Below are 14,639 nucleotides of genomic sequence, written 5' to 3' on the forward strand. Positions count from 1 at the left end.
CGCGGTCGAGTGAGCGGTCGCGGGCGGGCGTCGCCCGGGGGTCGAACGCCGACCGGCCTCAGACGCCCACGGCGCCGCCCGCGGCGGCGCCCCCGTTCTCCTCGCTCCACTCCTGTATCGCGGAGTCCTCGCCGTTGTAGCTGCCGAGCGTCTCGCGGGTGTCGAACGCCACGGGCTCCCAGACGACCTCGAAGTTCTCGTTGCCGGTCGCGTTGGGCACGACGACCTGATCGCCCGGTCTGACGATCCCGTCGCCGGGCCACGCGCCGAACTGGACGTTGCCGTCCGGGTCCTCGCCGCGGACGTACAGCTCCTCGGCCGGCACCGGCTCGGGGCCGAGCGCGACGACGACGAGGGAGCCGTTCTGCTGTTGTCCCTCGAACTCGGCGTCCGGCGGGGCGACCCCGTCGATGAGCCCGAACACCGCCGCGCCGACGAGAGCGAGCAGCAGCACGACGACCCCGACCAGCAGCCCCGTCCCCGCCAGCGGGGTGAACCCTCGCTCGTCGTTGCTGAACGCGGCCATTCGAGCGACAGTCAGAGAGGACCGATATAAGGGTTTGCGCGCCGCGTATCAGCGCTGATAAGTTTGGAGGCGGCCTCCCCCGAACGCACGGGCCGACTCCGCGGACGGGACCGAACCGGAAACGGGTTATTCCGCGCGGTCGAACTACCCTCGTGACCTCTCGGATGAGCGGTTCGTCGGGCGGTCGACCCCGCGGCCTGCGGGGGATAGCGCGCACGTGGGCCGAGGTGCTCGTCCGGCCGCGGCGGGCGTTCGCGAACGGGATCACGCCCGGCGACCAGGCGCCCGCGCTGACGTTCGCGGTGGCGGTCGCCGCGGCGTTCACGCTCGGGTGGATCGCGTCGGACCCCGCCGCGATGCCCGTCGTCGTCCCCTCCTCGCCCCTGCTCTCGCAGGCCGTGGTCTTCCTCGTCGTGGTCGCGCTGGCGGCGCCGGTCGGCCTCCACCTGACCGCGGCGGCGGCGACCGTCGCCGTCGTGGTCGCGAGCGTCGAGATCGCCGACGGACACTTCGCCTTGCGGGACCGCGGGGGCGTGAGCGAGACGGTTCAGGCCGTGGCGTACGCGAGCTCGCCGATGGCGCTGGCCGGTCCGGCGATCCCGGAGCTCAGGGTCGTCTGCGGCGCGTACGCGGCGGTGCTTCTGTTCGTCGGGTTCCGTGAAGTCCACGGGCTGGGGCCGCTCCGGACGGCCGTCGCCGCGGTGCCGCCGGCCGCGCTCGGCTACGGGGTCGGCTACCGCGCCGTGGCCGCCGCGCGAACGCTGCTCGGCGCGTGACGCGCCGGGCGCTCGCGCCGCCGCCAGCGGGCTTTCGACAACCGTTTTAGGCCCGAGACTCTCGGTGTACTCAAATGGGATCCTGTATCATCTGTGGCACCGACGTCGGGGGCGGTCGCGTCTGCGACTCGCACCAGGAGGACGTCGTGTTCGATTTCCGCGGCGACTCCCCCGAAGACCTGGTTCCGAGCCGGTTCTACCGGGGCGTCGTCGACGGGTACGCCGAGTTCGGCGTGTTCGTCGACCTCGCGCCGGGCGTCACCGGGCTGCTCCACCGCTCCGAGCTCGACCGCCGACTCGACAGCCTCAGCTGGGAGCCGGGCGACGACGTGTTCGTCCAGGTGAAGGGCGTCCGCGACAACGGCAACGTCGACCTCGCCTGGTCGATCCGACAGGCCGACCGCGAGTTCCGCGGCGTCCTCGTCCAGGAGTCCTCCGGGGAACACCTCCCCGACGAGGACCCGGACGACGACGAGCCGACGACCGATGAGTCCGCCGAGACAGCGGAACCGACCGACGAGAGCGACGACGAGGCCGTCGAGGAGTCCGCCGAGGGCGACGCAGAGCCCGCCGAGGCCGACGCGGGCACCGAGACCGCAGAACCCGACGACGAGGCGGAGGGTGACACGGAATCCGCCGACGAGACGGAGGCCGACACGGAGGCCGCTGACGAGTCGGAGGCCGCAGAGCCCGAGACCGACGACGTCGCGACCACGGGCGACGAGGCGACGCCGGAGGTCGAGGCCGACGAGGACGACGCGGAGCCGGAGCGCGTGTCGATCGCGACGCTCGGGGACGCCGTCGGCGACGTGGTCCGGATCGAGGGCGAGGTCGTCGGCGTCCGTCAGACCGGCGGCCCGACGGTGTTCGAGGTCAGCGACGAGACGGGCGCCGTCGACGTGGCGGCGTTCGTCGAGCCGGGCGTCCGGGCGCACCCGGACGTCGAGGTCGGCGACGCGGTGCGGGTCGACGGGGAAGTCGAGAGCCACCGCGGCGACATCCAGGTCGAGTCCGAGGCGCTCGCCCTCCTCGACGGCGAGGCGGCCGAGGCGGTCCGCCGCCGCCTGGCCGAGGCGCTCACGGACGAGGCGCGGCCGGAGGGCCTCCAGCCGCTGGCCGGCGACGAGACGGTCGCCGAACTCGCCGACGGCCTCCTCGACGCGGCCGAGGCGGTCCGCCGGGCGGTCCTCGAATCGCGGCCGATCGTCGTCCGTCACCCGGCGACCGCCGACGGCTACGTCGCGGGCGCCGCGGTCGAGCGCGCCGTGCTCCCGCTGATCCGCGACGAGCACGCGAAGAGCGACGCCGAGTACCACTACTTCACCCGCCGCCCGCTCGACGAGCCGGTGTACGGGATGGACGCGGCCACCAACGACGCGACGCGGATGCTCCAGGACCGCGACCGCCACGACGAGAAGCTCCCCCTCTTCCTGCTCGTCGGCGCGGGCTCGACGACCGAGTCCGCCGACGGCATCGACCTGCTGTCGGTGTACGGGGTCGACGCGGTCGTCGTCGACGCCGCGGTCGCGGACCCGGAGACCCGGGACGCGGTCGACACGCTCGTCTCGCCGGAGCTGTCCGACGTGGGCGGCGACGAGACGCTCTCGACGGGCGCGCTCGTCGCCTCGCTGGCGTCGGCGATCAACGGCGAGGTCCGCGAGGACCTGCGGCACCTACCCGCCGTGAGCTACTGGGCGGACGCCCCCGACCGCTACGTCGACCTCGCCCGCGACGCGGGCTACGACGCCGAGCGCGTCGCGGAGCTCCGCGAGGCCGTCGCGCTGGAGGCGTACTACCAGTCGTACCAGGACAAGCGGGAGCTCATCGCTGACCTCCTGTTCTCGGACGGCGGCAACCTCGCGGCGCACGTCTCCGAGCAGTTCCGCGAGAAGCTGGAGACGGAGATCCAGACCGCGGACGCGAACGTCGTGACCGAGGCGGTCGACGGCGTCGAGTTCGCGCTGCTCGACACCGACGGCTACACCCACCGCTACGACTTCCCGCCGACGCCGCTCCTGCTCGACGACCTCCACCGGCGCCGCGCCGACGGCGAGCCGTTCGCGACGGTCGGCGTCGGCACCGACGAGCTGTACGTGCGCACGACTGCGGACGTCTCCGTCCGCGACGTGGCCGAGCGCGCCGCCGAGCTCGCGCCGAACGCCGACATCGCGACCGCCGGCGTCCGCGAGGGCAAAATCGAGTTCCTCTCCGGCGAGCGCGACGCGGTCGAGGACGCCGTCGTCGCCGCCGTCGCCGAGTCGTTCTGAGCCGCCGGGCCGGTTCGGACGGGGCGTCCCCGCCCTCGACCGTCGAACCGGCCGAATATGTTCGTTAGTTTTAGAATAAGTTCCGCGTAGAACCGACGAGCATCGGGTCCGCCGGTAGATTATTGCTGGTGTATGGGACTTCCTCACGTGAGGTGTTACACAATGGCAACACAACCGTCGGAACGGACGCTTCGCGCGGACCTGCTCGGTCGCAACGTGGACTTCAACTACTCGGAGACCTGGCTCGCGTACTCGATGCTCGGGCTCCGGGTCGTGATGGCGTGGGTGTTCCTCCAGGCGGGGCTGTCGAAGCTGTTCGAGGGCGGCCTCGCCGACCCGCTCGCGTGGAGCTCGGTCGGGTTCCTCCAGAACGCCGTCGCGGACGCCAACCCGCTCCAGGGGCTGTTCCTCTTCTTCGCGGACTACGCGGCGATCATCGACCCGATGGTCGTGTTCGGACAGATCCTGATCGGACTGGCGCTGCTGTTCGGCGTCCTCTTCCGGTTCGCCGCGCTGATGGGCGCGATCATGATGTCGATGTTCTGGACCGCCGCGTGGCAGGGCGGACTCATGGACGGGTTCCCGGTCGCGCACGGCTACTTCGTCGACAGCTCGCTCGTGTATCTACTGATCCTGTTCGGCCTCGGCGCCTGGGGCGCGGGCCGGATCGTCGGGATCGACCGGGCGTTAGAGGAGACGGAGCTGGTTCGGAACACGCCGGCGCTCCGGTATCTGCTGGGGTGAAGGAACCGGCGTCACCCGCGGTCGCCGGCGGTCGGCGAGCCGCGGTCCGCCACGGTGATTTTTGCGGCGCGCGATCCGCGCTCAGCGGCGCGTGAAGGGGCCGGGCGGGAGGATCAGGTCGTCGAGCTCCGGGCGCTGTTTCACGTTGAACACGACCGACAGCTCGTCGGTCAGCGGGTAGCCGTTACAGGAGAGCCGGAAGCCGCGCTCGGCCAAGTCCTCGGGCATGATGTGGTCGGTCGGCTGCGAGAGCTCCCCCTCCGCGAGGTACACCGCGCAGTTCGCGCAGGCGCCGCCGCGACAGGAGAAAGGCCACGCGAAGCCGCTCCGCTCGGCCGCCTCTAAGAGGCTCTCGTCGGGGTGGACCAGCAGCCGACCGTGGGCGTCGGGGCCGAGGTCGGCGTGGCCGGCCTTCCGGAACAGCTCGTCGTCGTCGAGCGACCAGCCGTAGTCGACGACGGCCTCGTAGTCGAGGAACTCGACGCGGGTCGAGGCGGGCTCGCGCGCGTCCTCCCCCTTCGTGAGGTCCACGTCCGCCGGGTCGGCCCGGTCGTCGCCCCCGTCGCCGTCCCCGTCGCGCTCGGACAGCTCCCGGTAGGCGCGACGCACGAGCTGGAACTCGTCGATCGAGCCGCCCTGGTCCGGGTGCGCCCGCTTGACGCGCTCGCGGTAGGCCCGTTCGATCGCGTCGTCGTCGGCGTCCTCGTCGACCTCCAACACCTCGAACGGGGAGACCATTCAGACGGGAGTCCGTACGCGCGTGACGCACATAAACTGCCCAGAAGTCGGCAGGCGGGTCCCGGGGGCGTGCGGGAGGCGGACCGGACGCAGGGGAGACGGACCGGGCGCAGGGGAGACGGACCGGTGGGCGTTTAATAGCGGCGCGCCCCAGTGACCGACGATGGGAAACGCCGACCTGCGCGACCTCGCGTCGATCCGCGACGTCCCCTTCGCGGACATCGAGGGGAGCGTCGTCGCCGTCGACGCGCACAACTGGCTGTACCGCTACCTCACGACCACGGTCAAGTGGACGAGCGACGAGAAGTACACGACGGCCGACGGCGTCGAGGTCGCGAACCTCATCGGGGTCGTCCAGGGGCTCCCGAAGTTCTTCGAACACGACCTGATCCCGGTGATGGTGTTCGACGGCGCCGTCACCGACTTGAAGGCCGACGAGGTGGCCGAACGGCGCGAGAAGCGCGAGGCGGCCGAGGAGCGCAGGGCCGCCGCCGAGGAGCGCGGCGACGCAGTCGAGGCAGCGCGCCTGGAGGCCCGCACCCAGCGGCTCACAGACACGATCCAGGAGACGACCCGCGAGCTGCTCGAACTGCTCGACGTACCGATCGTCGAGGCGCCCGCGGAGGGGGAAGCGCAGTGCGCGCACATGGCCGCGACCGGGACCGTCGACCACGCGGGCAGCGAGGACTACGACACCCTGCTGTTCGGCGCGCCGACGACGCTCCGCCAGCTGACGAGCAAGGGCGACCCGGAGCTGATGGACCTGGCGGCGACGCTCGACGACCTCGGACTGGACCGCCAGGGCCTCGTCGACGCCGCGATGCTCTGCGGGACCGACTTCAACGAGGGGGTCCGCGGGATCGGGCCGAAGACGGCGGTAAAGGCGATCCGGGAACACGGCGACCTGTGGGGCGTCCTCGAGGCGCGCGGCGCCGAGATCCAGAACGCCGAGGCGGTCCGAGAGCTCTTCATGGACCCCCCGGCCGAGGACGTCGCGGTCGACGCCGACGTGAACCCGGACGTCGAGGCCGCCCGCGAGTACGTCGTCGACAAGTGGGGCGTCGCCGCGGACGAGGTCGAGCGCGGGTTCGAGCGCATCGCGGAGTCGCAGGTCCAGACCGGGCTCGACCGCTGGACCTGACGGGGCGGCGCGACGCGGGCTCGACCCGGCGCTCCCCCGCTCGACCGCCGCGAACACACCTTTTATTTCCTCGTCGCCGGAAGGGTGATTCACACGTGTCGCGGACCGCCACCCGATCGCGGACGCCGCCCGCAGCCGACCGACGGGTCGCCCCCGGCGACGGCGCCGACGTCCCGGCGCCCTCGCGGCCAGGCCTCCGAGCGGACCGCGGCGACCCTGACCAATGAGCTTCGACGTTCCCGACGACAGACGGTACCTGGAATCGCACGAGTGGGCGACGACCGGCGGCGACGCGGTCCGGATCGGCGTCTCCGACTTCGCGCAAGACGAGCTGGGCGACGTGGTGTTCGTCGAACTCCCCGAGGTCGGCGACGAGGTCGCCGCCAGCGAGTCGTTCGGCGTCGTAGAGTCGATCAAGGCCGTCTCCGACCTGTACGCGCCCGTCTCGGGCGAGGTCGTCGCGGTCAACGAGGCCCTGTTCGACCGCCCAGAACTCGTCAACGAGGACCCGTACGGCGAGGGCTGGATGCTGGAGGTCGCCCCCGCCGCGGACGGCGAGGCCGACGGCCTGCTCGACGCCGACGAGTACGACGACCAGATCGCGTGACGCCGGGGACTCCCCGGCGCGCGGACCGCGGACACCGGACCACACACCCATCCGACACACGACCATGACCACGCCACCTTCCCACGTTACCGCACCCGCGAACCGACGAGTCGCGCCCGGACGGGCCACCGGCGGACGGCCGAACGACCGCGGACGAGGCGAGACGCACCGATGAGCCGGGCGAACGGCACGCCGTACGCGCCCCACACCGACGAAGAGACCGCGGCGATGCTGGCCGAGATCGGCGTCGACGACGAGGAGGCCCTGTTCGACATCCCCGACGCCGTCGCCTTCGACGGCGAGTTCGGCATCGATCCCCGGACGGAACGCGAGATCCGCGACGAGTGCGCGCGGATCTTCGCCCGGAACGACGACCTGACCGAGTTCCTCGGCCGGGGCCACTACGGCCACTACGTCCCGAGCGTCGTCGACCACCTCGCGGACCGCGCCGAGTTCCTCACCAGCTACACCCAGTACCAGCCGGAGGTGTCTCAGGGGTTCCTCCAGGCGCTCTTCGAGTACCAGTCGATGCTGGTCGAGCTGACCGGCCTCGACGTCGCGAACTGCTCGATGTACGACGCCGCGACCGCGCTCGGCGAGGCCGCGACGCTCGCGGACCGCGTCCGGTCGACCTCGGGCGACACCGTCCTCGTCCCCGAGCAGCTCCGCGAGGGGAAGCGGGCGGTGCTGGAGAACTACTGCGACGGCGCCGACCTCACGGTCGAGACGTATCCGATGGCCGACGGGACCGCCGACGTCGACGCCCTCGCGGACCGCGCGGGCGACGACGTGGCGATGCTGTACGCCGAGAGCCCGACCGTCCGCGGCTGTATCGAGGAGCGGCTCGCGGCGATCGGCGACCTCGCCGACGAGACGGACGCGCTGTTCGTCCTCGGCTCGGACGTGGTCGCGCTGTCGGTCCTGGAGACGCCGGCCGCGGTCGGCGCCGACGTCGTCGTCGGCGAGGCGGGGTCGCTCGGCCTGCCGACCGCCTACGGCATGGGGCTGGGGATCTTCGCGTGTAGCGATGACTTCCTGCGGCAGGTCCCCGGCCGGCTCGTCGGCGCGAGCGAGGACGCCGACGGCGACCGCGCGTACACCCTGACGCTCCAGACCCGCGAACAGCACATCCGCAAGGAGCGGGCCACCTCGAACATCTGTACGAACCAGGCGTGGGTCGCGCTCCGCGCGGCGATCCACGCGGCGACGCTCGGGCCCGACGGGCTCGTCGACCTCGCGAACGACTGCGTGCGCGAGGCCGCCGACCTCGCGGATCGGATCGACGGCCTCTCCGGGGCCGCGGCGCCGGTCCACGACCGCCACCACTTCCGGGAGTTCGCGGTGCGCGTCGACCAGCCGGCGCCCGCCGTGGCCGAGGACTTAGAGGCCGAGGGGTTCGCGGTCCACGCGATCGGCGACCACCTGCTTCAGGTGTGCGTCACCGACCTGAACGCCGGGAAGACGGACGGCCTCGTCGCGGCCTTCGAGGAGGTGCTCTGATGATCCACGACCAGGCGAACTACGAGCGAGAGGCGGAGGGCGTCCGAGAGCCGCTGCTCTCGGAGAAGGGGCAAGAGACGGTCGACGTGCGCGAGGACTCCCCGCTGCCCGACGACCTCACCCGCGAGGAGCTGACGCTGCCGAACCCCTCGGAGCCGGAGACGGCGCGCCACTACACCCGGCTCTCGCAGATGAACTGGGCGATCGACGCGGGGCCGTACCCGCTCGGGAGCTGCACGATGAAGTACAACCCCAAGTTCACCGAGGACGTGGCCGCCGACCCGAACGCGGCGATCCACCCGGACCGCTCCGCGCGCTCCGCGCAGGGGAACCTGGAGCTCCAGTACCGGCTCCAGGAGGCCCTCGCCGAGATCGGCGGGATGGACGCCGTGACGCTCCAGCCCCCGGCGGGCGCCGCCGGCGAGCTCACGGGCATCCTCGTCGCGAAGGCGTACCACGAGCACCACGGCAACGACCGCTCCGAGGTCGTGATCCCGGCGTCCGCCCACGGGACGAACTTCGCGACGGCCGCGACCGCGGGCTACGACGTGGTCGAGCTGCCCTCCGGCGAGGACGGCCGCGTCGACCTGGAGGCGCTGGAGGCGGCGGTCGGCGAGGACACCGCCGCGCTCATGCTGACGAACCCGAACACCGTCGGGCTCTTCGAGCGCGACATCACGGAGATAGCCGAAATCGTCCACGACGCCGGCGGGCTGCTCTATTACGACGGCGCGAACCTCAACGCGCTGCTCGGGCGCGGCCGCCCCGGCGACATGGGGTTCGACGTGATGCACTACAACGTCCACAAGACGTTCGCGACCCCCCACGGCGGCGGCGGCCCGGGCGCCGGGCCGGTCGGCGTCGTCGACGAACTGGCGCCGTTCCTCCCCACCCCGCGGGTGTGCGAGACGAACGGCGGGAAGGGGTACGAGCGGTTCGAGCCGGAGCACACGATCGGGAAGGTCCACGGCTTCGCCGGCAACTGGCTCGTGGCGATCAAGGCGTACGCGTACATCGCGCGCCTCGGCGACGAGGGGCTGGCGGACGCGGCCGCGAAGGCCGTCCTCAACGCCAACTACCTCGCCGAGCGGATCGACCTCGACGTGCCCTTCGGCCCGTTCCACCACGAGTTCGCGGCGACGGCCGGCGACCGCGACGCCGCCGACGTGGCCAAGCGCATGCTCGACTTCGGCGTCCACCCGCCGACGACGAAGTGGCCGGAGATGGTGCCGGAGGCGATGCTGACCGAGCCGACCGAGATAGAGGGACGGTCCTCCCTCGACGACCTCGCGGAGGCGTTCAACCTCGCGTACGCCGACACCGACGAGGCGCTCGACGCGGCGCCGAGCCGGACCGCCGCGAGCCGGATCGACCAGGTCGGCGCCGCGCGGAACCCGCGGCTCTCGTGGCAGGCGCTCGACGGGGAGTAACCGTCGCGACGGACGCGGCGACCGCGGGCCTCAGGGCTCGGTCGCCGCGGACCGGACCGGCTCCTCGCGGTCGGCGGCCTCGAACTCGTCGGCGTCGGACTCGTCGCCGGCGCGCTCGGCCGCGTCGAACTCGTCGCCGTCGAGCGCGACCGCCTCGGCGGGTTCGGTCGCGTCGTTGCCCGCCGTCTCCGGCGGCGAGAAGGGCCCCTCGCCGTCGACGAACCGCCGCATCACCCGCCCCTCAGCGCGGTGGAGCGTCTCGCTACAGGTCGACTTCGCGATGTCGTTCGCCGCCGCCAGCTCGGTGAGCGTACACCGCCGCGGGGTGTCGTAGTAGCCGGTCTTGACCGCCTCGAACACTAGCTCGCGCTGCGCCTCCGTGAGCGTCCGGTCCGGCTCGTCGCTCCCGGTGGCGGCGACGCCGACAGTCACGCCGTCGGCCGCGAGCCGTCGACCGAACGCCTCGACCCGGTCGCGCTCGCCGACGACGCTCACCGTTGCGCGGCCGTCGACGACCTCGACCGTCGCCGCTATCGGGAGGCCGACCGCTCGCGCCGCGGGGAGGTACGCGGGCGCGCGGCCGACGACCCGGAGCGTGCGAACGTCTCCCCGGCGCTCGACCGCCGACGCGCGGTCGACCCGGTCGTGCTCGCGGAGCGCCGCCTCGACGCGGTCCCTGTCGGTGCCGCCGACGCGGACGGTCGCGGCCGCCGTCAGGCCCTCGCCGGCCGCCCCCAGGCCGTCGTCGTCGGTCGCCGTCGAGCCGTCGACCGCGATCGTCTCCGCGACCCGGAGCGTCGCCGCGGGGACGCCGCGGGAGACGTCCCCGAGCCACGACCCGGTCGGGAGGTCCAACCGCAGTTCCGTTCGGCTCATCGGTTCCACCTCGCTTCCCCCGGCGGACCGGACGCGGTCGCTGAAGCGGGCATCTCCCGTGGAGGTACGGCCGCGGCCCCCCTCGGCGTACCCCTTCATACGTTTCGACCATAAGTACCCGCCGCGGCCGCGACGCCGAGCGCCTCGCTGCGCCGCCGTGACCGCGGCACCGAAGGGCTCGGATCACGCCGCGATCACGGCACCGAAGGCCCCGGATCGCGCCGCGACCACAGCACCGAAGTCCCCGGCACGCGAGCCGAGGTCCATGGAGACGACAGACGCGTTCATCGGCCTGACCTGCGTCGACTGCGGCGAGACGTTCGACGCGGAGACGGCGACGCACCGCTGTCCCGACTGCGACGGCATCCTCGACCCCGACTACGACTACGACCGGATCGACCTGACGCCGGAGGCGCTCGACGCCCGACCGGACGGGTCGATGTGGCGCTACGACGAACTGCTCCCGTTCCCGGCCGAGGCGGCGGTGTCGCTCGGCGAGGGCGCCACGCCGCTCGTCGAGTGCCCGGCGCTGGCGGACGCGATGGGGGTCGGGCGCGTCCTCCTGAAAGACGAGGGCGCGAACCCCACGGGGACGTTCAAGGACCGCGGGCAGGCGGCCGCGATGACGGCGGCGCGCGAGCACGGCGCGAGCGAGGTCGCGCTGAACAGCGCCGGCAACGCGGGGCAGGCGGCCGCCGCGTACGCGGCCCGCGCGGACCTCGACGCGCACGTGTTCCTCCCCTCCCGGGCGGGGTTCACCCAGAAGGCGATGACGGAGGTCCACGGCGCGGACTTGACCGTCACCGACCCCGTCGACGGCAACTCGCAGATCGGCGACGCGGGGCGGGCGTACGCCGAGGCGATGGACGAACACCCCGAGTGGTACTCGACGAAGACGTTCGTCACGCCGTACCGCCACGAGGGGAAGAAGACGATGGCGCTGGAGCTCCTGGCGCAGCTCGACTGGGAGGCGCCCGACGGCGTCGTCTACCCGACCGGCGGCGGCGTCGGGCTGGTGGGGATGCACAAGGCCGCCCGCGAGGCGCGCGACCTCGGCTGGACCGACGGGCTGGTCCCGATGTACGCCGCGCAGGCCGCGGGCTGTGCCCCGATCGTCCGCGCCTACGAGTCGGGGGGGGACCGCCACGAGCCGCTCGCGGACGACGAGGTCGACACGGCCTGTAACGGGATCGCGATCCCCGACCCCGGCGCGAGCCACCTCATCTTGGAGGCGGTCCGCGAGTCCGACGGCGGCGCGGTGGCGACGACCGACCGCGAGATCCTCGACGCCGCGATCGAGGTCGCGCGGAGCGAGGGGCTGGAGGTCGGCGCCACCTGCGCGGCCGCGGTCTCCGGGGCGTTCGCGCTCGCCGAGTCCGGCGAGTTCGGCCCCGACGACACCGTCGTCCTGCTGAACACCGGCGCGGGCAACAAGGACGTGGACGCGCTCCGCGCGCACCTCGGCGAGCGCGAGGCCGAAGCGGGCGAATAGCCCAGAGGCGGACGGGCGGGCGAGGAGCCGAACCGGAACCACTACGGCGGGCGGTCGCCACCCCTCGCGCATGGAACTCGGGGTCATCGGACTCGGTCGGATGGGGCAGATCGTCGCGAACCGGTCGATGGAGGCGGGCCACGACGTGGTCGCGTTCGACCTCTCGGCGGAGGCGACCGCCGAGGCGGCGGCGAACGGCGCGGAGCCGGCCGACTCGGTCGCCGACCTCTGCGAGCGACTGGACGGGTCGGGCGAGGCCGACGGCAAGCGGATCTGGCTGATGGTGCCCGCGGGCGACGCCGTCGACGCCACCCTGGCGGACGTAGAGCCCCACCTCGACGGCGACGACGTCGTCGTCGACGGCGGCAACTCCCACTTCGAGGCGTCGGTCCGCCGCGCCGAGGCGACGGACGCCGCCTACCTCGACTGCGGGACCTCCGGCGGCCCTGTGAGCGCGGAAGCCGGGTTCTCCCTGATGGTCGGCGGCCCGGAGTGGGCCTACGAGGCGATGGTCCCGGTCTTCGACGCGGTGGCGACCGGCCCGGACGGCCACGACCGCATGGGCGAGTCCGGCTCGGGCCACTACGTGAAGATGGTCCACAACGGCGTCGAGTACGCGCTGATGCAGGCGTACGGCGAGGGGTTCGAACTGCTCACCGACGGGCGCTACGACCTCGACATGGAGTCGGTGGCCCGCACCTGGAACAACGGCGCCGTGATCCGCTCGTGGCTGCTGGAGCTCTGCGAGGAGGCGTTCCGCGAGGAGGGCTCCGACCTCGGCGACGTGGCGGACCACGTGGCCGGCGGCTCGACGGGGACGTGGACGGTCGAGGAGGCGCTCGAACAGGAGGTGCCCGTCCCGATCATCTACCAGGCGCTCGCGGAGCGGTTCGACTCCCGGAACGAGGGGCGGTTCTCCCGGCGGCTCGCGAACCGCCTCCGGTACGGGTTCGGCCGCCACGAGGTCGCGCGGCGCGACGACGCGTAGCCGTCCCGGCGCGCGCGGCGTCGACGCCGCGCGCCGGTGCCCGTACGCGGCGGGACCTCTTCCTCGAACGACACGTATTACTGATGGCTGTCCGACAATTCACTCGTGCTCGACCTCGCCTTCAGTCGTCGGCAGTACCTCGCCCGGCTCGCAGACGGTCCCGCGCGGATCCGGGACCTCGTCGACGCGTTCGAGCACTCCAGGTCGACGGTCAACCGCGCGGTCCGGGCCCTCGAAGCGGACGGGCTCGTCGAGCGCGGCGCGGACGGCTACGAGGCGACGTACGCCGGTCGGATCCTCCTTGACACCGTCGACGAGGCGGTCGCGGTCGCGGAGGCGGTCGAGACCGCGAACGGCGTCCTCAACGAGCTCCCGTCGTCGCCGCGGAACCACCGGTTCTTCGCGGACGCCGAGGTGGTGACGATAGCCGAGACGCCGCCGGCGACGGTGCTGTCCCGGCTTCGTCGCGTCGCCGAGGCGGCCGACCGGCTCCGCGGGGCGTCGATCGCCGCCAACGACGAGCAGTTCGTTTCGACGCTGTACCGCCACACCGTCGTCGAGGGGTCGCTGGAGCTGTCGTCCGTCCTGACGGAGTCGGTCGCGGACTACCTGGCCGCGGAGAGCCCGGAGCGGGCGCGCTCCATCGTCGAGGCCGAGGTCGAGGTGAGCGTCGTCACCGACCTCCCGTTCGCGTGGTACCTGAGCACCGTCGACGGCCGGACGACGGCGTACCTCGCGATCCACGGCGACAAGGGCAACTTCCTCGGGTACGCCGCGAACGACGACCCGGACGCCGTCGCGTGGCTCGCCAACCTGTTCGAGTCCCACTGCGAGCGCGGCACGTCGCTGGCGGCGTATTACCGGACGAACGACGGCGACGCGCTCGCTCCGTAGCGGACGCCCCGCCCGAATCTCAGCGCGCGCGAGTCGCGGGAAACGCTTATATGTAGTCATGGCAGAGAGTACCACGCATAGAATGTTCGAGCGATTCTCGAGCGGCTACTACCTGGGGGAACTGTACGTGGAACCCCACGGCGGCGAGCGCGCCGTCATCCAGCGGGCGGACCACGAGCACGTCAACGAGCAGCTGTACGCGGACGGCGAGGGGGTCGAGCGACTCGACGCTCCGCTCGTCATGAAGGTCGACGGCGGCCACATCCCGGTCGCCGGCGACGACGACGTACCGAGCGGGACGCTCGCGATTCCGCGAGAACTCGCCGACGAGACGCTCCCGGACCGCCGGAACGTGCTGTTGGCGGACGCGGACCGCGCCGAGAAGCTGCTCCGCTGGGAGGGGTGGGAGCCGTTCGTGAACGCGTAGGACTACGTGATTGACCCCGTTTTCGCTGATTTCGTCCCCGTGACCGGCTATTTATAAATAGCTGCTGACGGATCGACGGCGAACACCGCCAAAGCCCCAGCCGGGAGGCGGGCGCACGCTCGTTGCGCGCCTCGGTCGCTCGCTCCGCTCGCTCCCTGCGGTGCTTATGTCGCCTGTGCCCGCCTCCCGGCTGCCCCTTTGAGTCCCGCACCGCACAACGGCCACAGCCTCAC

The 14,639-nt window shown here is 72.3% G+C and carries 13 protein-coding genes and 1 pseudogene; 11 read left to right on the plus strand and 3 right to left on the minus strand.

The genetic code is table 11. The annotated features are described in order from the left end of the window. Window positions 1-58: 58 nt before the first annotated feature. A complete protein-coding gene (locus tag DVK05_RS06345) occupies window positions 59-526 on the minus strand; it encodes a type IV pilin (protein WP_121562562.1) in 468 nt (155 codons plus the stop codon). A 164-nt stretch (window positions 527-690) separates the two neighbouring features. On the opposite strand from DVK05_RS06345, the gene DVK05_RS06350 reads away from it, so the two are divergent. The 3 genes from DVK05_RS06350 to DVK05_RS06360 all read left to right on the plus strand — a co-directional run bounded on the left by DVK05_RS06350 (window position 691) and on the right by DVK05_RS06360 (window position 4,313). Beyond that, window positions 691-1,302 carry a YIP1 family protein gene (locus tag DVK05_RS06350; protein ID WP_121562563.1) on the plus strand — a complete coding sequence of 204 codons (612 nt, stop codon included), beginning with the start codon at window positions 691-693 and terminating at the stop codon, window positions 1,300-1,302. A gap of 74 nt (window positions 1,303-1,376) precedes the next feature. Continuing rightward, complete coding sequence (locus tag DVK05_RS06355; protein ID WP_121562564.1) at window positions 1,377-3,569, plus strand: OB-fold nucleic acid binding domain-containing protein; 2,193 nt, start codon at window positions 1,377-1,379, stop codon at window positions 3,567-3,569. Window positions 3,570-3,731: 162 nt separating this feature from the next. Further along, a complete protein-coding gene (locus DVK05_RS06360; protein WP_121562565.1) occupies window positions 3,732-4,313 on the plus strand; it encodes a DoxX family protein in 582 nt (193 codons plus the stop codon). 81 nt (window positions 4,314-4,394) lie between these two features. Here the strand turns inward: DVK05_RS06360 and fer are convergent, their stop codons facing one another. Further along, the gene (gene fer, locus DVK05_RS06365; RefSeq protein WP_121562566.1) at window positions 4,395-5,051 is read right to left on the minus strand and encodes a ferredoxin Fer; all 657 of its coding nucleotides are present in this window, start codon (window positions 5,049-5,051) and stop codon (window positions 4,395-4,397) included. A 163-nt stretch (window positions 5,052-5,214) separates the two neighbouring features. On the opposite strand from fer, the gene fen reads away from it, so the two are divergent. The 4 genes from fen (at window position 5,215) to gcvPB (ending at window position 9,729) form a co-directional block, all read left to right on the plus strand. After that, the gene (gene fen / locus DVK05_RS06370) at window positions 5,215-6,192 is read left to right on the plus strand and encodes a flap endonuclease-1 (RefSeq protein WP_121562567.1); all 978 of its coding nucleotides are present in this window, start codon (window positions 5,215-5,217) and stop codon (window positions 6,190-6,192) included. Between the two features lie 223 nt (window positions 6,193-6,415). Then, window positions 6,416-6,799: a glycine cleavage system protein GcvH gene (gene gcvH, locus DVK05_RS06375; protein WP_121562568.1), complete on the plus strand. Its 384-nt coding sequence runs from the start codon at window positions 6,416-6,418 to the stop codon at window positions 6,797-6,799. 171 nt (window positions 6,800-6,970) lie between these two features. Beyond that, entirely contained in the window at window positions 6,971-8,299 is a 1,329-nt protein-coding gene (gene gcvPA, locus DVK05_RS06380) for an aminomethyl-transferring glycine dehydrogenase subunit GcvPA (RefSeq protein WP_121562569.1), read from the plus strand. Then, entirely contained in the window at window positions 8,299-9,729 is a 1,431-nt protein-coding gene (gene gcvPB / locus DVK05_RS06385; protein ID WP_121562570.1) for an aminomethyl-transferring glycine dehydrogenase subunit GcvPB, read from the plus strand. Before gcvPA ends, gcvPB begins: the two co-directional genes overlap by 1 nt. Window positions 9,730-9,759: 30 nt before the next feature. Here the strand turns inward: gcvPB and DVK05_RS06390 are convergent, their stop codons facing one another. After that, window positions 9,760-10,605 (minus strand): helix-turn-helix domain-containing protein, encoded by an 846-nt coding sequence (locus tag DVK05_RS06390; protein ID WP_121562959.1) that lies wholly within the window; start codon window positions 10,603-10,605, stop codon window positions 9,760-9,762. A 265-nt stretch (window positions 10,606-10,870) separates the two neighbouring features. On the opposite strand from DVK05_RS06390, the gene DVK05_RS06395 reads away from it, so the two are divergent. From DVK05_RS06395 to DVK05_RS06410, 4 genes and pseudogenes are all read left to right on the plus strand, one after another. Continuing rightward, window positions 10,871-12,097 carry a threonine synthase gene (locus DVK05_RS06395; RefSeq protein ID WP_121562571.1) on the plus strand — a complete coding sequence of 409 codons (1,227 nt, stop codon included), beginning with the start codon at window positions 10,871-10,873 and terminating at the stop codon, window positions 12,095-12,097. A 49-nt stretch (window positions 12,098-12,146) separates the two neighbouring features. Next, a pseudogene (locus DVK05_RS06400) lies at window positions 12,147-13,085 on the plus strand (NADP-dependent phosphogluconate dehydrogenase); the annotation flags it as partial. Window positions 13,086-13,190: 105 nt separating this feature from the next. Beyond that, entirely contained in the window at window positions 13,191-13,979 is a 789-nt protein-coding gene (locus tag DVK05_RS06405) for a helix-turn-helix domain-containing protein (RefSeq protein ID WP_121562573.1), read from the plus strand. 82 nt (window positions 13,980-14,061) lie between these two features. After that, on the plus strand, window positions 14,062-14,406 hold the full coding sequence (locus DVK05_RS06410) for a DUF5802 family protein (RefSeq protein ID WP_121562574.1): 345 nt from the start codon (window positions 14,062-14,064) through the stop codon (window positions 14,404-14,406). Window positions 14,407-14,639: the final 233 nt, after the last annotated feature.

It is taken from the genome of Halorubrum sp. Atlit-8R, from assembly GCF_003666025.1.
Classification (GTDB): Archaea; Halobacteriota; Halobacteria; order Halobacteriales; family Haloferacaceae; genus Halorubrum; species Halorubrum salinarum.

Excerpts from the sequence above, each read along its gene's own strand:
- DVK05_RS06345 (WP_121562562.1), bottom strand. The coding sequence starts at position 526 with ATGGCCGCGTTCAGCAACGACGAGCGAGGGTTCACCCCGCTGGCGGGG.
- DVK05_RS06350 (WP_121562563.1), top strand. The coding sequence starts at position 691 with ATGAGCGGTTCGTCGGGCGGTCGACCCCGCGGCCTGCGGGGGATAGCG.
- DVK05_RS06355 (WP_121562564.1), top strand. The coding sequence starts at position 1,377 with ATGGGATCCTGTATCATCTGTGGCACCGACGTCGGGGGCGGTCGCGTC.
- DVK05_RS06360 (WP_121562565.1), top strand. The coding sequence starts at position 3,732 with ATGGCAACACAACCGTCGGAACGGACGCTTCGCGCGGACCTGCTCGGT.
- fer (WP_121562566.1), bottom strand. The coding sequence starts at position 5,051 with ATGGTCTCCCCGTTCGAGGTGTTGGAGGTCGACGAGGACGCCGACGAC.
- fen (WP_121562567.1), top strand. The coding sequence starts at position 5,215 with ATGGGAAACGCCGACCTGCGCGACCTCGCGTCGATCCGCGACGTCCCC.
- gcvH (WP_121562568.1), top strand. The coding sequence starts at position 6,416 with ATGAGCTTCGACGTTCCCGACGACAGACGGTACCTGGAATCGCACGAG.
- gcvPA (WP_121562569.1), top strand. The coding sequence starts at position 6,971 with ATGAGCCGGGCGAACGGCACGCCGTACGCGCCCCACACCGACGAAGAG.
- gcvPB (WP_121562570.1), top strand. The coding sequence starts at position 8,299 with ATGATCCACGACCAGGCGAACTACGAGCGAGAGGCGGAGGGCGTCCGA.
- DVK05_RS06390 (WP_121562959.1), bottom strand. The coding sequence starts at position 10,605 with ATGAGCCGAACGGAACTGCGGTTGGACCTCCCGACCGGGTCGTGGCTC.
- DVK05_RS06395 (WP_121562571.1), top strand. The coding sequence starts at position 10,871 with ATGGAGACGACAGACGCGTTCATCGGCCTGACCTGCGTCGACTGCGGC.
- DVK05_RS06410 (WP_121562574.1), top strand. The coding sequence starts at position 14,062 with ATGTTCGAGCGATTCTCGAGCGGCTACTACCTGGGGGAACTGTACGTG.